The organism is Leptospira wolbachii serovar Codice str. CDC, assembly GCF_000332515.2.
Lineage (GTDB): Bacteria > Spirochaetota > Leptospiria > Leptospirales > Leptospiraceae > Leptospira_A > Leptospira_A wolbachii.
Genome location: NZ_AOGZ02000014.1, coordinates 2090403 through 2110915, shown reverse-complemented (window position 1 = coordinate 2110915; position 20513 = coordinate 2090403). Strand labels below are relative to the sequence as shown.

The window sequence follows — 20513 nt, the reverse complement described above, 5'->3', positions numbered from 1 at the left end:
GAATTGATTTCGCATTTCTGCCTGTTACGATTTCGTATTAAATTAGCAACTAGAAGACCCTATGAGTGAAAGCATATTATCCGTTGACCACATACTAACAAATTATTACACATTCGGTAGTTTAATTGTCACTGTCCTCCTTGCGGTCTTGACTACATTCTTTTTCTCGCTGAAAGACAGAACGGTCGCCACAAAACACATGGGGCTGGCTTGTTTATTTTTGTGTTTGTTTCAGTTCGGGTATTTGCTGGGAGCCTTTTACTACCATCCCATAGCTTCTTACCACCGTTGGATCACTGGTGGATTTATCATCTTCGGTATCATCCATTTCGGACAGTTCTTTTTTCGTTTCCCAGATAACGAAGACCCAAAAGCAGCTAATATCATCCAATTTAGTCTATATGCTGTTGCTATTGTTGTTGTACTTTGGTTCCTTGTTACAGTTTCTCAAGGGGAAAGAAAGTACCACTTCACTGCCCACCACTGGGATTTTAATTCAGAAGGGCCGAGTCGAATTCTTAGTTTGTTCATCGCAGCTTACTCCTTTATCAACTTCCTAGTCATGCCGGGTTATCGGATCTTCCACGTAAACAAAGACAAACGGGGAACTCTCATTATCATGTTAGTGGCAGCTCTCATTGCAGCCGTTGTACCAAACATCACGAATGTTATGAGTCGTGATGGTGCTATGGAACGATCCACTTACCTCACAGCTCTGGTATTACTTTTCACGTTTACTTTCTTTATTATCACAATTACATTTATCAATAACAGTAGTGAACGAACCACTTTCATGGTTAAGATTGTAGGAATTTCGTTTGTAACCATCCTCCTCATCATGCAAGCCTTCAGTTACCTTGTAGACCAGGAAAAGGAAACATCTTTTGACAATACTGCCATTCAAAAAGCCCTAAGGGTTGCGGAAGGAGGGGAACGTTCCAAGGACATTCTATTTGTCATTGAATACGATTCTGCTGACCAAAATCTTAAAAAAGCCTTTTTGCCATCTTCTGTAAATTTGGATCTACCCCTAGTTCAAGCGGACCTTTATAATACGGCTTTGTATGATGAAGTAGTGAAAATTGGAGAATCCGATTACCGCAATTCTCTTAAATCTAGCTTAACAAAAACACCATACTACTTCGAAGGTTATAAAAATGCCATCCTCCAGTTTTTGGATGAAAATCCAGATTCAGAAGGGGCAGAATTAAAGACTGAAGTTTCTAAACTGATCGAAAAACTAAATCGAAGAACCTTTATCAATACAAACAAACTCGGGGATATTCTACCAGATCAGTTTTGTGAAGAGGGTGTTAAATACGTCGAAAAAGTTAAAAACGTAGATAGTTTCCGTGACGCCATTCTCAAACACGTCAGCGATTGTAAATGGGATGGAAAAGAAATATCAGGAAGTGACCTTCGCGTCGAAATGTTGAAGTTCTTTCGCTATTTCAAACCAGACTTAACAAGGCACTACAGAAAAGACTTAGACGGTGTTTCGCATTACGTTGCTTATATGACTTATGATTCGAAAAATAAAATCAATAGAGAAGTTGGTTTTAATTATCGAGACTATCGTGCCTATATGCACAAATCAGCCAAACTTGAACTAGTGATCCTTGCTATCGTGATGTTCGTTTTACTTGTTGTTTTCCCACTATTTTTCCGTTCAGCACTCGTTAACCCACTCTATGCACTTCTTGCTGGGGTGGAAAAAGTAAACCAAGGAAATTTGGAAGTAGAAGTTCCCATCAAAGTAAATGATGAAATCGGTTATTTAGCAGAATCATTCAATGGAATGGTTTCTTCTATCCGTGACGCTAGACGTGAACTCCAAGACTACGCAGAAAACTTGGAAGAAAAAGTGAAGGAACGAACCAAAGAACTTCAAGAAAAAATGGATGAAATCCATCGATTGAAAGTGCAACAAGATGGTGACTATTTCCTCACTTCACTCCTTGCAAAACCATTATTCTTTAATGCAAACAAATCAGATAACATTCGTTGTGATTTTTTTGTTCATCAAAAGAAAACCTTCGAATTCCGTAATAAAACTGGGGATCTCGGTGGTGATATTTGTATCACAGGAAATCTAAAATTAGGAAAACCGGATGATTTCCATCGTTATACGATGGTTATGAATGGTGATGCTATGGGGAAATCCATGCAAGGGGCCGGTGGCTCTTTAGTAATGGGTGTGGTCATGAATTCCATTATGGCACGTTCAGCTGGAAACAAAAGAATTCTCAATCGCACTCCCGAAGAATGGCTAACAGACGTATATGAAGAAGTCAATGCTGTATTCAAATCTTTTAGTGGAACTATGGTTATTTCTGCAACAGTCATGCTGATAGATGATGACAGTGGAAAAATTTGGTATTTCAATGCAGAACACCCCTACAGTATTCTTTACAGAGATGGAAAAGCAAGTTTCATCGAAGACGAATTAAAACTACGTAAATTGGGATTGGATTCTGAATATCCTTTCGAAGTACAAACCTTCCAACTTTTACCGGGAGATCAACTGATCCTTGGTTCCGATGGTCGGGATGATATCGATCTTACACCGGATGAAGATGTTAGAACCATCAATGAAGATGAAACTATGGTCCTTAGATTTGTTGAACAATCTGATGGCGATATTTATGAAGTGGAAAAACTCGTTAAAAAAACTGGAGATATTACTGATGATATCTCTATGATGAGTGTTATTTTCAAAAGTGACAAATCTCCTATCCTCCACGCGCCAGAAAAAGACGATTTCTCACAACAGCCCATGGATGATTTTTTCGACACACCGGGTGATGACTGGGATGAAGCTCTTACAACTTCTGGTGCTTTCGAAGAAGGAAAGGTCCTTTACCAAAATGGAGAAATTGAGAGAGCCATTACAGTAATGAAAAAAGCTTTCCTCGGAGATCCAACAAACCAAAAGCTAAACAAGTTTCTTGGTCTTGTAAGTTACAAAGGGAAAGAATATGACATTGCGGCAAAAGTCCTCACTGAATTTTTGAAAGAAAACGAAGGATCTGGAGAGTATTGGTACTACTTAGCCATGTCTGAGAAAAAACTCGGGAACTACGAAAGTGCACTAAAAGCAGCTCAAGAAGCCCTAAAATATGACTCTGAAAATTTCCAAAACTTAATAAACCTTGCGGACGTTAGCCGTTTACTAGGGAATGTTGACCGCGCTGTTACTTATGTTACGCGTGCACAATCTATAGATCCAACAAACAAAAACGTTCTTAAACTTTCAAAGTTATTAGAAAAAGCAACTAGCCTCAATTAATTGAGGTTAGTTGTGATTCTTCCATCGTTTTAGATTCCAAATATTGGATATAGGTATCAAATATTTTTCCCAGTTCAAGAAACGATTCTTGTAACTTAGATCTTTCCAACGAAATTTTTGAATTGTCATTCTGTATTATCGCTTCTTTGATTCGAATTGCGCAGCCGTGCAACTCACGATGAGGTATTTCTAGTTGGTCATGTATTGTTTTTTGTTTTGAATCCAAAACCGAACTTTGATAATACCATAATCCCATTTTACAAAGTGTATGATTTAATTGGGGAAACAAATTTACGTTTCCACTTGCAATTGCTTGGTCTACTGCCTGTACCCAATGAATGTGATCTAATCTTCTTTGAAAAATAAATTCTAATAACCAAACTGAGTTTTGATTTGTAATCAGTTTCACTGTATTCTCAATTTTATTAAATATGGCTTCAAAATCTGATTTTGTTTGCACACTATGATCTGAAAGTATGTGAACTTGATTCGAAATACTGGTTGAATCATTTGCAATGTTCTGAGAAGCAATCCCCACTTCACGAAGTTTCAATTCTAAATCATGAAATTGTCTAATCAAAATTTGAATTTCACTTAAGTTAGTATTCGATTCTTTACGGTTGGATACTACCGACGACTCAATTGCTTGAATTTTTTCAATGATTTCAATAAGCACGGAAGTTCTGGTTTTTGAGTTTTCTTGGAATTCAAGAAATCGCGATCTGATATGTTGGGCAGAATCTTGAATTGTTTTTACTGCTACTTTTGTATTTTCAGCAAGTTTAGAAACTCCGTCAGCGACAACAGAAAATCCCCTACCTTCCTCACCTGCCCTTGCCGCTTCAATGGATGCATTTAAAGCAAGCAAATTGGTCCGATCAGAAATATCCTTCACCAATTGAATATTTTCATTAATTTTTTGGAGATCATTATATAGAAGTTGAATTTCAACTTCATTTTTTTGGTTTTCAACCTTAACCCATAGTGACTGTTTTGCGATTGTTTCAATTTCTTTTGCAGTGGTTTCTAAACTCTTCACCAACTCAATATTTCTTTGTCCAGTTGCATCGAATGTTTTTAGAGTTTCGGTAATTTGGAAAGATACGGAATGAATGACTGCATCCAGTTCTTCTGCGCTACTAGCCAAATTCGCTGAAATATCACTGAAATGGGAGAGACCGGATACAAACTCCGATTGTAAGTATTCAATATTTTTTAAGTTGGTTGAAGAACCAAGAATCGAAACTGCAATTTCGTCTGCAGAAGTAGTAATTAAACTTCGTAGTTTTTTTTGTAGTTCAAAAAGTTCTTCGACTTCCGCATGATTCGTTTTTTCTATCGAAGTATTCCGAATGATATGTTCTCGGATCGACTTACGGTTCTTTATTAAAAACTCCCTAGTGGAGTCATTTGATTTAAAATGAAACATAATATTTTTATCTTTTTAACTGCATTGTTTCTATATACTATTTTCCTAAATTGTGGTGCTGAATTTGCAAAAACCAGCTTGCCAGAGATTCAAAATTCTGCCAGAATAAGCGAACCAATTTTATAGAATAAGGATCCTTATGAATCAAAAACTTGTTTTAAGTGTATGGACGGCCATTCTTTTCGCCGGAAGTTCTCTACTTGCCCAAGAGGCTGACGTTGCGTTAGGACGATACCTACCACCGGAAAAAGACTCAGTCATCGAAATTTTCAAATGTGGTGATAAATACTGCGGTAAAACGGTTTGTATCAAAGACAATGCTTACCCTGAGAAGGAAAAAGATAAAGGTGTTCCTGGGACTCCTTATCTAGACCACAACAACGAAGATCCTAAACTACGTAACCGTCCGAACCTCGGTATGGTTTTTATCACTGGATTTGACTATGTTGGTGAAGGTGTTTATAAAAATGGAAAGATCTACAACCCACGTGATGGTAAAACCTACTGTGGAAAATTCACTTCCCTTGAGGGTGGAAATCGTTTGGATCTAAAGGGAACTCTTTGTTCTATTACCTTCATTGGAAAAACGAACAATTGGGTAAAACTTGGAAATATGAGTGTAGATGATGCTCGTTGGGATTGTACTTTCAAAGCTAAAAAATAATTGTAATTATGAAATACCTGCCATCCGTTCGGGAGGCAGGTTCTCTTTATATTGATTCTAAAAAGTATCTAGAATCTATTTCTTTTCAAAATCTTTATACAACAGAGATGGTTGGATGCCTTGGTTGGCTTGGTACTTCCCTGATTTGTATTCACTGATTTCTCCTTCGACCGTATGGTAGAAAATTTGGCAGATTTGAACTCCCGCATAAACACGTAGAGGATGAGTGACCTGGATTTCTAGAGTCCAAAAGCCTTTAAAACCGACATCCCCGAAACCGGCGGTAATGTGGACAAACATCCCGAGTCGCCCAATAGAAGAACGGCCTTCCAACATTGGCACTAAATTGTGAGTCTCTGTGAATTCGATAGTCCTTCCCAAATACAATGTACCAGGTTCCAATAACAAACCGTCTTCTGGTATCTTTAAAGTTTGTACAGGATTTGGTTTTTTCATGTCCAAAGGAAATTCAGAATATACTAAAAGATCTTCATGCAATCGTAAATTATATGAATTAGGATTTAATAGATTCGCATCATAAGGTTCGATTTTAATATCGTTTCCCAGTCTTTTTAAAATTTCTTTTCCGGTTAATATCACGGATCATTCTCCCTTAAAAATAGGTTTTCTTTTTTCAGCAAATGCCTGTAAGGCTTCCACTCGATCTTTTGTACCTATTGTTTCAAAATAACAAAGCCTTTCCCACTCTAGGGCCGATTCCAATGGAAACTCCATTCCGCGGCGCACTGCTTTTTTCGCAGCAGAAACGGCAATAGGTGCAGATTCCGATATCTCCCGTGCTAAGGCAAGAGAAGATTCCCGTAAATGGTCTGGATCAAATACTTGAGATACCAAACCTCGGAGCATTGCTTCCTTTCCGTTAAGTTTTTTTCCTGAAAATATCCACTCCATAGCCGTAGATTCTCCCACAATTCGGGAAAGTCTTTGGGTTCCGCCAGCTCCAGGAATGATTCCTAATTTGGTTTCAGTAAGTCCCATTTGCGCAGATTCACTCGCATAACGAATATCACATGCCAATGCCATTTCTAAACCACCACCAAAGGCAAACCCGTTGATGGCTGCAATGGTTGGGATTGAAAGATTTGCCAACTCTGAAAAACAAAGGTTGATATCTTTCAGGAATTGTTTTACCTGCAAGTCCGACATGGATTTTCTTTCTTTTAGGTCAGCGCCAGAACAGAAGGCGTCACCGGTACCAATGATGACTAAGGTTCGCGCCTTACTTTTTTTCACTTCCTGAATCTTTTCTCGCAGTTCTGCAAGGAGTTGGATGGAAATGGCATTTTTTGCCTCGGGGCGATTCAGTTCCATTAATGCTACATAAGTATGGTGGGTTTGGAGAGTGACAGTGTTCATAGAATTTCCTCCTGATGAAAAAATAGAAATGAAAACTGTTTTGATTTTCCGATAATGGAAGCAGCCGTCATGAGAAGGATTTTATACACAATCGGATTCTCACTAGTACTTGGAAACAGTTTTTCCTGCAAGTCCTCGTCGCAAGAAGACCCTCTTGTAGCACTCCTAAGTTCACCTCCGGTTGTGTCTTCTGTTACCCCTCAAATTGGAACACCAACCCAAAACAACTTAAATGCCATTTACCCTGCAACTGAGGTTGTGATCAAAGGCGAAAATTTCGGAGTGGATCCAGTTGTACGATTTAACGATATCGTAGCCACCATAAATGCAAATCTTGGAACGGAGTTACACACCCGGGTTCCAGATGGTGCTTTTTCTGGATTTGTTACTGTATCAAAATCAGGTGGAGTTTGTTTGCCTAACTCGAAAGAAGGTGCTAACTGCGCTGGTACTGAATACTTTATCGACTGCTATGCGATCACAAACAAACAGTATGGATCTGAGATTGAATTAAAACAAGGCCAAAGTTTATCAGTAGAATTTGGTGCTATTGAGACAAAAGCGTTCCACACAGATACTTTATTAGCCGCCAGGAATTTAATTATCGGATGTCAAAGTGCTGTTACCGTGAGAGTTTTCAGTCGGTCCTGTCAGGCGACTGATTATGTATTACAGAACGACCCAACCATTCCTTTTCCTGCCGGAGTTGCAACGCAATTCTATATTACTGCCAACTCTGCGACTTGTAGTTTAGTTCTTTAGAAAGATTTAATTTCTCCGCAAAAAAAAGAAAATGTAAGGATGGCTTTCTGTGAAATAGGAGAGAGTGGAGAATCCTTCCCATCCTCCTGGGTCATCGATAAGGAGATACCAAGAGGAAACTAGATAGGGTTCTAAGGAAATTAGCAGGTTTTAATTTGAGTAAAAGATCTCTATTAAATTTTGGCTTGGATCTGCAAACGTAAGACACTCTCCAGAATCGGTTCCTTCTGGCCCTTTAATGATCTTAACGTTCTTTTCTTCCAGTTCGCTGATGGCTTCTGTGAAATCATCCACATCCATCACAAAACTTAAGGTTGGGAGAGATCTGTCTGAAACTTCTGCGACAACCAATCGTATACGAAAGGAATCCAGAGAAAGAATTGCCTCAGTAGCCTTCTTTGTCTCCACTTCGAAGTCAAAAATGTCCCGGTAAAAATCGATAGAGGTGTCGAGTTGGGAGACGGGGATACTGACGTGGCCAATGCCTTCTACAATAATCATAATGGAATTACACCTTCGTGAACTTTTCTGTCATCATGCTTGAAAAACCGGCTTTGTCGAGAAAAAAGCAATTTCCCTCTAACAAACTCGAAACTAAAATTTGAATTCCAATTCCAACTCAGGAAAAAAGAATCAAAATATGAATGTATTTCGGATATTACTCATCGTTTTAGCCATTTTTGCCCTTTCTTGCAAGGAAGAGGTCGTTCCTTTTACACCTGCCCATGAAAACCTAGCGGCAAAACTCCTATCAGAGAACCAAATCCTTCTCGAAGAGTATCTAAAAGACAATCCCAAACCAAATTGGAAAGTTTTTTCGGAAACTCTTGATGCATTGGGAGCGAGTGGACATCCAAAATTTAAGGCCTGGGCAGAAACTCTTCACCCACTCCTTCCAACCGATGGGACCGATTTAGAAACTAGCTATGAGAAAATTTCTAAAATTCAGGAAATATTGATCCAAATCAAAACAGAAGTGCCAAACCAAACTAAGTACAATCGATTTTACTGTCCTATGGTTGATAAATTTTGGTTAATGACAGGTAGAGAAGTAAAAAATCCTTATGCTCCAGAAATGAGAGACTGCGGAGAATTAATTCAATAGTCTATGTCAAAATGTTTCCTCGGTACATCCTTATATGAAGCCTGTCCACCTAGTTGCAGGCATACATTCGCAAAACAAGACGTAGATGAAGATTGTATTGCAAAAAATAAACTCGAGTCATTTTTACAAGATAAAGTTACATTTAAAATTGGATTCTCAGCTTTTTCCCAAATTCCAGCAAAAACTTTAGAAAAGTTCCTTTGGACTTCTAAAGACAATTTAGAATTAATCTCCTATTTTCTCTACATCGGAGAACCAACACTCGTTCGAGAAATTATTGAGTCCTTTTCCAACCACACTTTGAGTTATCTTTTCAAATGTGATTTTGAAAATTACATGAACATCAGAGACTCTATCAAAAGAGAAAAGTCCATCAAACACATGTTTGACATTAGAAGTTTCAAGTATTGGACTTTTGTTAGTTATTTACGCATTTGCGATCTAATTCAGTATTTTGTTCGGTACCTAAAAGAACCAGAATATGCCTGTCAATTTATCGTCATTTTGCCATCAGAAATTGTATCAAACCTTAACAAATATACTGGTTTGGATTTTGAAGAAGAAAAATCTTTATACAATGCACTTGGAGATTCGATCTACGAATTACCGTTGCAGTCTCCAAAAATCTACGAACATATAATGCAATTGTTTGTGGATGATCCCGAAGTTTCGATCATACTTTCCACAATGGAAGGGCTCATTCATAGGCAGAAATTGATTCTAGAAACTAGCGAAAAACTAATTTCCTATATTGGGGAACATAGGATTGATAAAAACTTTCAGTTTATTTTTTCTGAGATGGCTGGAATGGAAATTGGAACTGCCTCCGAAATCCTTAACCAACTATTGGAAAAAAAGATGATCACGGTATCTCAAAAAACCATGATCATCGATTTTCTTGAAACTGGAAAATTAGAATTATAGAATAAACTAACCTTCGCTAACTTATCCTATACTATTTTTATAACTACCCTGCAATTTTTATTTTTTTAGCTAGGTAAACACTAAATAACAAACTAAATACAGAAATCATTCCAACTAGCTCATAATTCTCTAATTGATTATCGGCAGTCTGGAACAAAATGAGTCCGGCAACATAAGATGCAGCACCAGAAGAAATCTGTTGGATCGCCGAATTTACAGACATAAAACTCCCACGAATCCTTGGTTCTACTGCAGAAGTAATCATTGCAAAAGCAGGCACCATCCGTCCAGAAACCAAAATCATAAACAAAGTTGTGACGGTAAGAACCACAGGTAATGCGGTTTTTGTCAAAGTCACAACAATCACAATAGGAACCACTGCTATGATTGAAATGATTTGATAAACTTTCAATTTTCCATATCTGTCGGAGAGTTTTCCAATGAATCTACTAGTAAAAAAAGTAAAAAGTCCCCCAAAGAAATAAATATAAGGAAGATCACTGATCGCTAAACCAACGTTAGAGACAAGAAATGGACTGAGGAAAGGAATGATGGTAAATCCTCCAAACATCAAAAAAACCATAAATAGGAAAGGAGCAAAATGGTCTTTTTTGGTAATCACTTGTTTTAATGATTTTAGTTGCGACTGTTTTGGGTGAACATCCGAATCCAAATGATAACGAATTGATGGTAATACTTTGTAACCGATAGGTAGAATCAAAAATCCAGCAATTGCCAAAGATAAAAATGGAAAGTGCCATCCAAATTTATTAGCTAAGGAAAGCCCAATGGGAATTCCAATCACCGATGCAACAGAAAAAGAACTCATCACAACACCCGTGGCAGTTCCCCTTCTAAAAACAGGAATGATATCTCCGATAATGGATAAAACAGTAGCGCCAATCATTCCCCCGAATCCCCCGGCAACAACTCTTGCCAAAAGCAAAAATGGGTAATTGGGAGCAAAGGCACAAAGTAATGTCCCAAAAGAGAATCCGAAGAACAATACGAGAAGACTCATTTTACGATCATAGGAATCTAAAAACAAAGCTCCGATGAGTCCAAATACACCGGCACTGATGGAATAAGAAGAAACTAGTAACCCAAAGGCTGCAGAATCGATTTTGAAACTTTCCATAAATACGGGCCCGAGAGGCATCATGATGACAAAATCCAGAATGTGTAAAAATTGGAGGGCCGCAAGGATGAAGATAATGGCTCTTTCTTTTTGGATGGTATGAAGCGGATGGGTAAGAGGTTGGCTCATTAAACTAATATTGACCAGGCGTTCAAAATTTCCAAAACTATTTAGTTTCGAATTGCCAACTTTTGCATTCAGTAATAAATTTCCCTAATGAAATATGCTCTAATTACTGGCGCTTCCACAGGACTCGGAAAAGATTTTGCTCTGACTTTGGCTAAAAAGGGTTATACTCCTGTTTTAGTCGCTCGCAGTGCTGATCGGTTAAAGGCACTTGCCACAGAAATCAAAACCAAATACGGATTACAAAGTGTAGTCATAGCCCAAGACTTGGCCAAACCCAAATCGGCAGAAGCTGTATACAAAGCAGTCAAAAAACTAAAGTTATCCATTCACTGTTTAGTGAACAATGCAGGTTTTGGTATCAATGGCGAATTCCATAAAAATTCCTTTGAGAAAGAAGCAGAGTTGATCCAACTGAATGTCACTACCCTTTCAGAACTTTGCCATTTGTTTTTGCAAGATATGGTGGCAGCTAAAGACGGTTATATCTTAAACGTTGCCTCCACTGCGGCCTTCCAACCTGGACCACTGATGTCAAGCTACTATGCTTCAAAAGCGTATGTTCTTTCCTTAAGTGAAGGACTTGCCGAAGAAGTAAGAGATTATGGTGTAACAGTAACATGCGTTTGTCCAGGACCAACACAAACGGAATTTTTTGAAAGAGCCAATATGACTAAAATCAATCTAGTAAAGTCATCTTTTCTCATTATGAAATCACAGGATGTAGTGGATATTGGACTTGATGCGCTGTTTGGAAAAAAGGTCGTAAAAATTACAGGATTCTTTAATTTCCTTTTAGCACAGTCGGTTCGATTTTCTCCAAGGTTTCTCGTTCGTTTGATTGCTAAATACTTACACCAAGCAGGATGATTTGGCTAATTTCCCATTTTCATTTTCCAATCGTTTTCAGTTATTAGGTGATTTAAACTCAGAAAATAAAATCTACCAAACAAAACAAAACCTGGAAAAATCAGGAAAAACAATTTTGGATCTCACCAATTCCAATCCTACAAAACTAGGATTGGAATTCCCGCCGGGTGCTTTGTCTCATATACTTTCCAGTTTGGACCTCAGCCAGTATAATCCAATTGCCGAAGGATTAGAATCCACAAGGAGTTCCATTGTTTCCGAATATACAAATAGGGGAATCCAAACCAAAACATCTGATTTGATTCTAACAGCCAGTACTTCGGAAGCCTATTCTTACATTTTTAAACTATTTACAAATCCAGGGGATGAGGTTTTAACACCAAACCCTGGTTATCCGTTATTTAGCTTCCTGATTGGACTTGAAAATCTTAAGGAAGTCCACTACCCACTAAAGGAAGATCCGGATACGGGAAAATGGATTTATTCTGCAGAAACCATTGCCAATTGTGTGAGCACAAAAACAAAATTGATTGTTCTCGTCAGTCCCGCAAATCCCACAGGATCTAGAACCACAGCTAGTTTTTGGAAAGAATGGGAGGAACTGGGAATCAAAATTCCAATCCTCTTAGATGAAGTTTTTGTCGGTTATGAATTTTCTGGAGAGGCTCATCAGATTCCTGATGCACCTAATTTCCCTCTATTGGTCTGTAATGGATTTTCTAAAATGTTGGCTCTTCCTCAGCTCAAACTGGGATGGATCCTAAACAAAAGCCCGGATTTTTACCGAAAAGAAATGCAAAAAAATTTGGGATTCGTTGCCGACACATACCTTTCTGTCAATTCTCCTGTCCAACTTGCGACCCCTGAACTCATCCCCTGGAAATCAATGATCCAAAATCGCATTCGAACAAGAATTATGCGAAACTTTGCTGAATGTAATTTATTTTTAGAAGATAACTCAAAAATCAAAAACAAAACGATCGTCGAAGCTGGGTGGTATTTTTTATTTGAATTGGATTTGGAAATAAAAGATGAAGATCTGGTTTTGGAAATTTTATTAAAATCCGAGGTATTTGTACATCCTGGATCTTGGTATGGTTTTTCGCATAACCGCTGTATATTGGTTATTAGTTTAATTTCCGAGGAAGAAACTTTAATAAATGGTTTAAAGGCACTTCAATCCTATCTTAAATAATCAAGAATTGCAGTTTTTTGTGCCAAAGCATCAGCTTTTCCTAATTCAAAGGTTTCCCTGACTCCTTTTGGATTGGTGTAATCAAAAGATGTAATTGGTAAAGGTTTAGACGGCGTGATCAAATAAGACTTTGCCAATAGTTCTGGGTCTTTTCCCACTATTGTATTTGGTTCATAGTGGATTCCAATGATTTTGGCATTAGGCGAAAACGCTTCAATCATCATATTATTGGTCAGACCGCCATCCAAATAATATTCATCATCCACTGATTGAAAGTCCACAATGGGTGGAATGGAGGAAGAATTCATTATGAATTGTTCTATGGTTTCTGAATTTACAAAGTCCTTCTCTGTAAAATCCACATCCACCATATTCCATTTTTTGATCATCTCAGCGGTTCTGTTCGCAGGAATTCCATCCGACCGATCCCTATCGTCCAAAATAAATGCCCGACCTGTTTCAGAGATTAACCTCGCTAAACGGAACTTATTTTTTAGAGAGTCTTCTTTCGGATGGGCCTTTACGGAGTGAATCCAAATTTTGGAACCAGATTCCAAAACCTTATCAAACTTCATTCCAAAGCGGATGGTCCGCCGATACATATCTTCATGGGGAAAGGTGGATTCTCCCCGGAGGAAATTCGAAAAATGAAAGTTACGCGAATTACGTTTTGTGATTTCTTCAAAATATTCTACGGATTCTTCTTCAGTTTGTGAGAGGATACAAAGTGCCATAGCAGCGCCTGCTGATACTCCGGAAACTTCTGTAAAACGAACTCCCCATTCCCGAAGGGTTTTTCCAACTCCTAAAGCATAAAAAGCCTTACAGCCCCCACCCGCAATTGCAAGAGAAGCATCATAAGAAGGAAAAATTTTGACTAGTGTTTGTAAAACTTGTTCTCGAACGCCCATAAAATCGACAAATTCTATTCCCCTTCCCACCGAAAGCATAGAGTATTATTCTCTCCTAAAAATCTGTCAAAATATAAACTGGTGCGACAATCTTCTTCAGTCGCTAGAAAGAAATCATATCCACCGGCCGGATATTTAATTTTGCAACACCCCTTTTTGTCCTTTCGATCGGGAGGTTGACGTACTGACTTATCTTGACCCTTTAAATCTCCGAGAGTCGGAGGTAATTCTTGTCTAGAGTCAGCCATCCTTTCTGATGCAATGACCAGTAAGAACAAAAAAGTTAACAAAATGGTTCGCATTCTGTACAGGTAGACTTGGTTCAAGGTGAGCAAGTTCGGCAATTCCTAAAAAAGTTATAAATCAGATTCAATCGTACGATTTGTATTTCTAATGGATAGGAAATATTTTTCTTTACCCATTTGTAAAACCTTTTATAATCTCCCCACTAATCATCCTTTGGGGACATCAATGAACAATACAAGACTACAATACCATGCAACGGGAGGGCAGCTCTTCATCCTTTTACTGAAGAACATGTTTCTTACCGTAGTAACTTTGGGGATATATAGCTTCTGGGCCAGAACCAATGTGCAAAAGTTTATGGCAGAAAATTTAGAATGGGCAGGAGAACGATTTTCCTTCCACGGAACGGGAAAAGAGCGATTCATCGGTTTCCTCAAGGCTTTAGGTATTTTCATAGTATTATATATTGGAATCTATATCATCCAGACCATCCTTGCTTACATTCCTATCCCTTACTTCGGAATGATTGTAGGGTATCTCCTGACATTAGGGGTGGTTCTTGCATTGGTTCCCATCATCGTGGTTGGTGGCAGAAAATATCTTACGTCACGTACTGGCTACCGTAACCTTCGTTTTGGTTTCGATGGAAAGATTTTAGAAGTAGCAAAACTTTATGGAAAAGGTATCCTATTAACAATCATTACACTAGGAATTTATTACCCTTGGTTCTTCGCAGAAAAAGAAGCTTACATACAAAGTAAAACAAGATATGGAAATACAAATTTCGGATTCTCAGCAGAAGGTAAGGAAATCTTTTTCCTCTATTTAAAAGGATTTCTTCTTAGCATCGTAACTCTTGGAATCTACTATTCTTGGTTTTTGGCAGATATCCAAAATTACATTTGGAACAGAACCAGTTTCCAAGGCAAAAAATTCCGTTCGGATATCACAGGTGGGAAGATTTTTGTTAATTTTCTCATCGCTTATTTGATAATCCTATTTACTTTAGGAATTGGATTTGCTTGGGCTGTAGTCCGATTGACCAAACTCTTTATAGAGTCGGTTAGTTTGGAGGCAGAGGTTGATTTCTCTACCATTTCAGCACAACCAGATGCAACAGCGAATGCTACCGCGGAAGGTTTGGAAGCACTTGCGGAAACTTTAGAAGCCTTCCTATCATAAACATTGTTTCAAAACCAAACATTTACATCCCGATATTTTGACGGAGTATCAGCGGTCCCCGAAGAAGGGACCGTACTGATCCACGGACAAGTCATCGATTTTTCTTCCGCAGATACGGCGCATAAACTCAGCGTATCTCAATTTTCTGAATTCACTTTGACGCATAAAGGTTGTAAGCTGGTATTAAGACCTGACGAAGTGAAAGAAAGCCCTGTTTTGGAAATTATCTGCTCCAAAGAGGACGCAAAAAAACTAGAATCCCTTTGGATACAGACAAAAAAATCTCAAAGTCATGCGCATGCTTTTTTCTATTCTATTCGAGAAATGAATCCCCTGGTGTTAGGAATTCTTTCCATTCTTATCGTTTCCGTAATTGGTTTTTTTTATTTTAAAGGATTGGAATTGGTTACCAACTTTATCCCTGTTTCTATGGACAAATCACTCGGTGAGTCGGTTCAAATGAAAATGGATGCTCAATTTCAAGAATGTAATACTAAGGCAACAGATAGATTCTTTACAGAAGCCCTAAAAAAAATTGTACCGAAAGGCAGCCCACACCAATTCAAAGTCTCTGTGATTGGCTCCACTATTCCCAATGCCTTCACACTCTCAAACGGAAAGATTTATTTTTTCTCTGGATTGTTAAACGATGCCGAATCACAAGAGGAAGTTATAGGAGTTTTAGCACACGAAATTGCACATGTGGAAAAAAGACACCACATGAGAAATTTAGTTAAGGCAGGAGGCACTTCACTTGCCATCAGTTTATTAGTTGGTCCAGGCCTAGGAAATATGGAATTTTTGGAGACGTTTACCGAGCTTGGATCCACAATCCTTGTTCTAAAATTTTCTAGGGATTTTGAAACAGAAGCTGACATCACTTCTATCGAATACTTAAAAAGTCAAAATCTTTCAACTTCTGGACTCCTCACCTTTTTCCAACGAATGCAAGAATTAGAAAAAGAAACTTTGGAATCCGAAGACAAACCACAGGACGCCAATGCCAAAAACGACGAAGTGGTAACGAAATCGCTGACTGATTTTTTAAGTACACATCCAGCGACAGAGGAACGAATGAAGGCACTTAAAACTTTGATTCAGTCGGACAAAAAAGGTTCCGTCAGAAAAATTGTATCTGATAAAACATGGAAAGAAGTTCAATCTGTTTGTTTAGATTTTAAAAATTCTGATTCTAAGTGATTATAAATCTGAGAAAGTGTTTCGCTTAAGCTATGTTTGTTTTCCCAACCAAGCGCCTTTAATTTAGAATTATCTCCATACACCTTGGATGTTTCGGATGCTCTAACACGTCCAACATCCACTTCAAATTTTATTTCATGACCAGAAAATTTAACTAACTCTTCTACCATATAGCGAATACTTCGCTCTTCCCCAGAACAGATATTATAAATTTCGCCAGACTCACCCTTTTCAATTAAGGTTAGATAGCCGCTGATGATATCTTCTACATGTGAAAAATCTCTCGTCGGCTCTAAGTCTCCAACGGCAATGAAAGACTTACCGGAATGTTTGGCTTCGATGATTTGGGAACAGAAATTAGGAATGACAAACTCCTTACGTTGTCCAATCCCAATATGATTGAAGGGTCGAGCAATCACAACGGAAACAAATGGGCTATAATGAGCATACTGTCGGCAATAAGATTCCGCTGCTAATTTACTTCCGGCGTAAGGATTTACTGGATTTGGTAAAAAGGATTCTTTTAAAGGAAGCTGTGAAAGGTTTTGTTTTCCATACACATCTGCTGAAGAAATGTACAACATTTTGCACGGTCTTTGTAACCGATGTAAAGACTCCAATAAATTTAAGGTCCCACCCACATTGATTTCTTCTGTTTCCCATGGATTTTCTATGGCAATGGGAACAAAGGCCTGAGCTGCCAAATGGATCAGGATATCCGGCTGAATTTCTTTTAACTGATTCGACACTGTATTTCGGTCGCGAATGTCACCTTCAAAACAATGAATTTTGGACTCGCCTTGCAATTCAAGAGCAGGAAGTAGATAACTTCCTACAAATCCGCTGGCCCCGGTGACTAAAGTTTGTTTTTTTTTCATAGAAAAGGGAAATTTCCGATTCGGCCCTAAGATTTAGTTGCCATTCTTCCAATTTTCCAAATCCTCTCAAGAAAAGAAAGAAAACTGTGGAAGACAAAAAGAAATTCAATCCATCCCCCTTTGTCGAAGTCCGCGACCCACAGTTGAACGTATCGGAACTAATGCAGGAAATCGAATCGAAGATTCCTTTGGATCCTTCCCAGGTTGCGAATTGGTTGGAACTCACAAAGTTAAGTTACAAACCAGAGTCTCCGCAAGGATTTAGAAAATTTGATCCCGCAGGAACAGCACATCTCTTCGAAAAAGGGATTTCCGGTCCCAAGTTTTCAAATCCCAAGTTTTGGTTTATCAAAGGCCCGATCAAATACATCCTTACTCGCCTAATCTCCGTTTATGGACTAATCGATAAAAAACTTTCTGAAAATAGAATTCGCGCCTTCTTTTCTGTTTTGCATGAACTCGTCCGTTTGGGAAAAAGAATAGAACAAATTGAAAACAGATTTGATGGTTTTTATCGAGATCACTTGTTACAAACTTCATCAAGTGCATTGCCTAACTTCGGTTGGGCGGCAAATTCTTACTTTATCGATGCTGGTTCTAATCCGGCCTGGAAAGTTGCTTTAGAAGATATATCGATAACAAAGGAAATTACAGTATTGTTTCCTGAGTGGGGGGACATCCTAAAACAACTTTCAATAATGAAAATTCCATTTCAGTGTATTACTTCAGATGAGAACGAATTTCGATTCATTCAAAAAAAAATTACAGCAACTATCCAATTAGAAACTAAATTATTTCCATTAAAACAAATCCTCAAAAATTCTACTGATATTTTAGTTTACTTACCACTTAATCGATTTCCTTCATTTTGGATCGAAAAAATATTTGCTGAAATTTCAAATTCGCTCCCCAACGGAAAACATTTATATTTTTCCGTATTGATTAAACCCAACGATTCTAATCGCCCATTCAGCGATCTACAAGCGTCAGAGATTAACTTAGACAAGTTGCCAAACTATTTAGAAACCCTAGGTTTTAAACAAGTTAGAGATCTTTCTACAACAGAAGACACAAAAGTATTCAGATATACAAAACTTGATACATGAATGTCTTTCAACATTTAGATGAGCTAAAAGATTCGGATGGCGTAGGAAACGATGCGATTGGACTCGCTGAAGTTTTTAATTCGCTAGGTTACAAATCACATTTCATCACTAGATTACAAAGAAAAGGTAAACCTTTAAATAGCCAGTTCCATCTCACAAACAATTTCCAACATCCAACTACAGCTGATGACATTCATATTCTACACTATGGTGGAGCAGGTTATCCTTATGGTTTGTTTCTAAATTTACCAGGGAAAAAGATAATAAGGTTTCATAATATAACGCCCGCATCCTTTTATAAGGATACAACTACTCCCGATATTTACTCTGCAATGGAAAAGTTTGAATCTCTTTCCTATCTTGAGATTGCGACTTTAGCAATCATCTCTGATTCTATTTGGTGTGACTCCGAGTTTAACTTAAGGACCATCTTAGAATATCAATTCAGAAACCCTTATATCATTCCGATTTGTAAATCTTATGATATTATTTCTAGAACGGAACCAGTGTCTCGAAATCATTCTTTAGTATTTGTAGGACGTTATTCTCCTCAAAAAAAATGGGAAGATTTAATTGAATTATTCTCCCATTGGGTGCAAGAATATCCAGATGCTAAATGTTTATGCATTGGATCTGTTATTGGTGCTTTCGATGGTTACTTTGATAAGTTAACAGAATTAGTACGGAAACTCAAATTGGATGATAAAGTTGAGTTTCTGACAGGCAAAACAGATTCCGAGGTATTATCAATATTACAAAAAACGGGTGCCTTTGTTTCCATGAGTGAACATGAGGGATTTTGTTTGCCGATTCTGGAAGCTTTTGGTTCGGGTATTCCTGTTTTTGCTTTTGCGGCCGGAGCCATTCCTGGAACTATGAAAGGGGCTGGAGTCCTTCTCAAAACAAAAGATTATCCTTCCGTTGTAAAACAAATGAAAGATAATTTATTCCAAAGAGAAAAACGAACTTCCCTGATTTCCGAACAATACAAAGTATTGGAATCCTATAACCAATTCCCATTTCAAGAAGTAGTTTCAAACATTCTCAGTTCCGGTATTCAATGAATATACATCAGTTTTCCGCAGGATTCCAATTAGGTGATGCCATTTCCCAAGAAATGTTGGAGATTAAGCGATTACTTTCCAAAGAAGGGTATCATGGAAAAATATTTGCGGAAAATGTTTTTTCCTATGATCGAAAATATGCAGAAAAACTTACAAAAGCAAATATCAAACCAAATGATGTGTTGGTATATCATCATTCCATCCATAGTGAAGTTCTAAATTTTGTTTTAAAGTTTCCAAACAGAAAAATTCTTATTTATCATAATGTTACACCTGAAGATTTCTTTTCTGGTTATGATCTAAAATTTTCTTATTTATTGCGAAAAGGTCGAGAAGATTTGGAGATTATCAGAGATCAGTTTCATCATTCTTTTGCCGTTTCCAATTTCAATTTAGCGGAGCTAAAGGAAATTGGGTTCAAACACGTGCGATTACTTCCGCTCCACCTGAATTTTCAAAAATGGAAAGATGTTCCCAAAGACCCTAAATCAAAATCATTTACACAGCCATCCTTTTTGTTTGTAGGCCGCATAGCACCGAATAAACGACAGGACGATTTAATACGTTTTGCAAGAACATGGAAGTCGAAAATGGGGAACCAGTTTTCCATGCGAATGTTGGGTTTCTGTAATCCAAACCAACAATCTTATATGGATGAACTCAATTTTATGATTCACCATTTAGATCTAACCGAAGAAGTAAAAATTATTTCTTATGTAGATGAAAGAATGCTAAAAAAAATCTATTCGGAAAGTAACATATTCCTATCCATGAGTGAACATGAAGGTTTTTGCGTTCCACTTATGGAAGCCATTTTCTTTCATCTTCCTGTGGTTGCATTCGCAGCAGGGGCAGTTCCGGAAACATTGGACCAGTCTGGAATCCTTTTTGAATCAAAAGATTTTGAATCACTTGTTCCCTTAGTTGATTCTATTTTTAAAGATTCTGATTTCAGAAATTCCATAATTTATTCACAAAATTTAAGATTAAACGAATATTTAGAATCTACAAGTATTCTTCCACTTCTCGAAGTGGCAAAACCATAAC

General features: G+C 37.8%; 20 protein-coding genes. 12 read left to right on the top strand and 8 right to left on the bottom strand.

Annotated features, from left to right (window positions below; genetic code table 11):
- Nucleotides 1-61: 61 nt before the first annotated feature.
- The gene (locus tag LEP1GSC195_RS15420) at nucleotides 62-3289 is read left to right on the top strand and encodes a SpoIIE family protein phosphatase (protein ID WP_015682281.1); all 3228 of its coding nucleotides are present in this window, start codon (nucleotides 62-64) and stop codon (nucleotides 3287-3289) included.
- Here the strand turns inward: LEP1GSC195_RS15420 and LEP1GSC195_RS15415 are convergent.
- Entirely contained in the window at nucleotides 3282-4718 is a 1437-nt protein-coding gene (locus tag LEP1GSC195_RS15415) for a methyl-accepting chemotaxis protein (protein WP_015681725.1), read from the bottom strand. The genes LEP1GSC195_RS15420 and LEP1GSC195_RS15415 overlap by 8 nt on opposite strands.
- Nucleotides 4719-4857: 139 nt before the next feature.
- Here LEP1GSC195_RS15415 and LEP1GSC195_RS15410 point away from each other — a divergent pair, with 139 nt between their 5' ends.
- Nucleotides 4858-5382: a DUF2147 domain-containing protein gene (locus LEP1GSC195_RS15410; RefSeq protein WP_015681222.1), complete on the top strand. Its 525-nt coding sequence runs from the start codon at nucleotides 4858-4860 to the stop codon at nucleotides 5380-5382.
- A gap of 75 nt (nucleotides 5383-5457) precedes the next feature.
- On the opposite strand, the gene dcd is transcribed toward LEP1GSC195_RS15410, so the two are convergent.
- Nucleotides 5458-5982, bottom strand: a complete 525-nt coding sequence (dcd, locus tag LEP1GSC195_RS15405; RefSeq protein WP_002976105.1) for a dCTP deaminase — start codon at nucleotides 5980-5982, stop codon at nucleotides 5458-5460.
- 3 nt (nucleotides 5983-5985) lie between these two features.
- On the bottom strand, nucleotides 5986-6759 hold the full coding sequence (locus LEP1GSC195_RS15400) for an enoyl-CoA hydratase-related protein (RefSeq protein ID WP_015681869.1): 774 nt from the start codon (nucleotides 6757-6759) through the stop codon (nucleotides 5986-5988).
- Between the two features lie 69 nt (nucleotides 6760-6828).
- On the opposite strand from LEP1GSC195_RS15400, the gene LEP1GSC195_RS15395 reads away from it, so the two are divergent.
- Complete coding sequence (locus tag LEP1GSC195_RS15395) at nucleotides 6829-7521, top strand: LIC10067 family putative lipoprotein (RefSeq protein ID WP_015680945.1); 693 nt, start codon at nucleotides 6829-6831, stop codon at nucleotides 7519-7521.
- Between the two features lie 150 nt (nucleotides 7522-7671).
- Here LEP1GSC195_RS15395 and LEP1GSC195_RS15390 read toward each other — a convergent pair whose 3' ends face one another.
- The gene (locus LEP1GSC195_RS15390) at nucleotides 7672-8022 is read right to left on the bottom strand and encodes a VOC family protein (RefSeq protein WP_002976138.1); all 351 of its coding nucleotides are present in this window, start codon (nucleotides 8020-8022) and stop codon (nucleotides 7672-7674) included.
- A gap of 100 nt (nucleotides 8023-8122) precedes the next feature.
- Between LEP1GSC195_RS15390 and LEP1GSC195_RS15385 the strand changes: the two genes are divergently transcribed.
- Together LEP1GSC195_RS15385 and LEP1GSC195_RS15380 are read left to right on the top strand one after the other, a co-directional pair.
- Nucleotides 8123-8626 (top strand): DUF3347 domain-containing protein, encoded by a 504-nt coding sequence (locus LEP1GSC195_RS15385; protein WP_015681718.1) that lies wholly within the window; start codon nucleotides 8123-8125, stop codon nucleotides 8624-8626.
- A gap of 3 nt (nucleotides 8627-8629) precedes the next feature.
- The gene (locus tag LEP1GSC195_RS15380; RefSeq protein WP_015682690.1) at nucleotides 8630-9550 is read left to right on the top strand and encodes a cyclic nucleotide-binding domain-containing protein; all 921 of its coding nucleotides are present in this window, start codon (nucleotides 8630-8632) and stop codon (nucleotides 9548-9550) included.
- A 43-nt stretch (nucleotides 9551-9593) separates the two neighbouring features.
- Here the strand turns inward: LEP1GSC195_RS15380 and LEP1GSC195_RS15375 are convergent, their stop codons facing one another.
- The gene (locus LEP1GSC195_RS15375; RefSeq protein ID WP_015680853.1) at nucleotides 9594-10817 is read right to left on the bottom strand and encodes an MFS transporter; all 1224 of its coding nucleotides are present in this window, start codon (nucleotides 10815-10817) and stop codon (nucleotides 9594-9596) included.
- An 87-nt stretch (nucleotides 10818-10904) separates the two neighbouring features.
- Between LEP1GSC195_RS15375 and LEP1GSC195_RS15370 the strand changes: the two genes are divergently transcribed.
- Complete coding sequence (locus LEP1GSC195_RS15370) at nucleotides 10905-11684, top strand: SDR family NAD(P)-dependent oxidoreductase (protein ID WP_015681357.1); 780 nt, start codon at nucleotides 10905-10907, stop codon at nucleotides 11682-11684.
- A gap of 1 nt (nucleotide 11685) precedes the next feature.
- The gene (locus LEP1GSC195_RS15365; protein WP_015682495.1) at nucleotides 11686-12879 is read left to right on the top strand and encodes a pyridoxal phosphate-dependent aminotransferase; all 1194 of its coding nucleotides are present in this window, start codon (nucleotides 11686-11688) and stop codon (nucleotides 12877-12879) included.
- Here the strand turns inward: LEP1GSC195_RS15365 and LEP1GSC195_RS15360 are convergent.
- Nucleotides 12867-13829 (bottom strand): patatin-like phospholipase family protein, encoded by a 963-nt coding sequence (locus LEP1GSC195_RS15360; protein WP_015681856.1) that lies wholly within the window; start codon nucleotides 13827-13829, stop codon nucleotides 12867-12869. The genes LEP1GSC195_RS15365 and LEP1GSC195_RS15360 overlap by 13 nt on opposite strands.
- Nucleotides 13805-14038: an LIC_11321 family protein gene (locus tag LEP1GSC195_RS20305; RefSeq protein ID WP_408605943.1), complete on the bottom strand. Its 234-nt coding sequence runs from the start codon at nucleotides 14036-14038 to the stop codon at nucleotides 13805-13807. The genes LEP1GSC195_RS15360 and LEP1GSC195_RS20305 overlap by 25 nt, the downstream gene beginning before the upstream one ends.
- A 223-nt stretch (nucleotides 14039-14261) precedes the next feature.
- Here LEP1GSC195_RS20305 and LEP1GSC195_RS15350 point away from each other — a divergent pair, with 223 nt between their 5' ends.
- Both LEP1GSC195_RS15350 and LEP1GSC195_RS15345 read left to right on the top strand, forming a co-directional pair.
- Complete coding sequence (locus LEP1GSC195_RS15350) at nucleotides 14262-15218, top strand: YjgN family protein (RefSeq protein WP_156827658.1); 957 nt, start codon at nucleotides 14262-14264, stop codon at nucleotides 15216-15218.
- A 3-nt stretch (nucleotides 15219-15221) separates the two neighbouring features.
- The gene (locus tag LEP1GSC195_RS15345; RefSeq protein WP_040506826.1) at nucleotides 15222-16418 is read left to right on the top strand and encodes a M48 family metallopeptidase; all 1197 of its coding nucleotides are present in this window, start codon (nucleotides 15222-15224) and stop codon (nucleotides 16416-16418) included.
- Here the strand turns inward: LEP1GSC195_RS15345 and LEP1GSC195_RS15340 are convergent.
- Nucleotides 16376-17296, bottom strand: a complete 921-nt coding sequence (locus tag LEP1GSC195_RS15340; protein WP_015681154.1) for a GDP-mannose 4,6-dehydratase — start codon at nucleotides 17294-17296, stop codon at nucleotides 16376-16378. The two genes, LEP1GSC195_RS15345 and LEP1GSC195_RS15340, sit on opposite strands and share 43 nt — an antisense overlap.
- An 86-nt stretch (nucleotides 17297-17382) precedes the next feature.
- Between LEP1GSC195_RS15340 and LEP1GSC195_RS15335 the strand changes: the two genes are divergently transcribed.
- The 3 genes from LEP1GSC195_RS15335 to LEP1GSC195_RS15325 are packed head-to-tail and all read left to right on the top strand — an operon-like array spanning nucleotide 17383 to nucleotide 20512.
- Complete coding sequence (locus LEP1GSC195_RS15335; RefSeq protein ID WP_015681653.1) at nucleotides 17383-18402, top strand: LIC_10202 family protein; 1020 nt, start codon at nucleotides 17383-17385, stop codon at nucleotides 18400-18402.
- Entirely contained in the window at nucleotides 18399-19466 is a 1068-nt protein-coding gene (locus LEP1GSC195_RS15330) for a glycosyltransferase family 4 protein (RefSeq protein WP_015682173.1), read from the top strand. Before LEP1GSC195_RS15335 ends, LEP1GSC195_RS15330 begins: the two co-directional genes overlap by 4 nt.
- On the top strand, nucleotides 19463-20512 hold the full coding sequence (locus LEP1GSC195_RS15325; protein WP_015682682.1) for a glycosyltransferase family 4 protein: 1050 nt from the start codon (nucleotides 19463-19465) through the stop codon (nucleotides 20510-20512). The genes LEP1GSC195_RS15330 and LEP1GSC195_RS15325 overlap by 4 nt, the downstream gene beginning before the upstream one ends.
- Nucleotide 20513 lies beyond the last annotated feature (1 nt).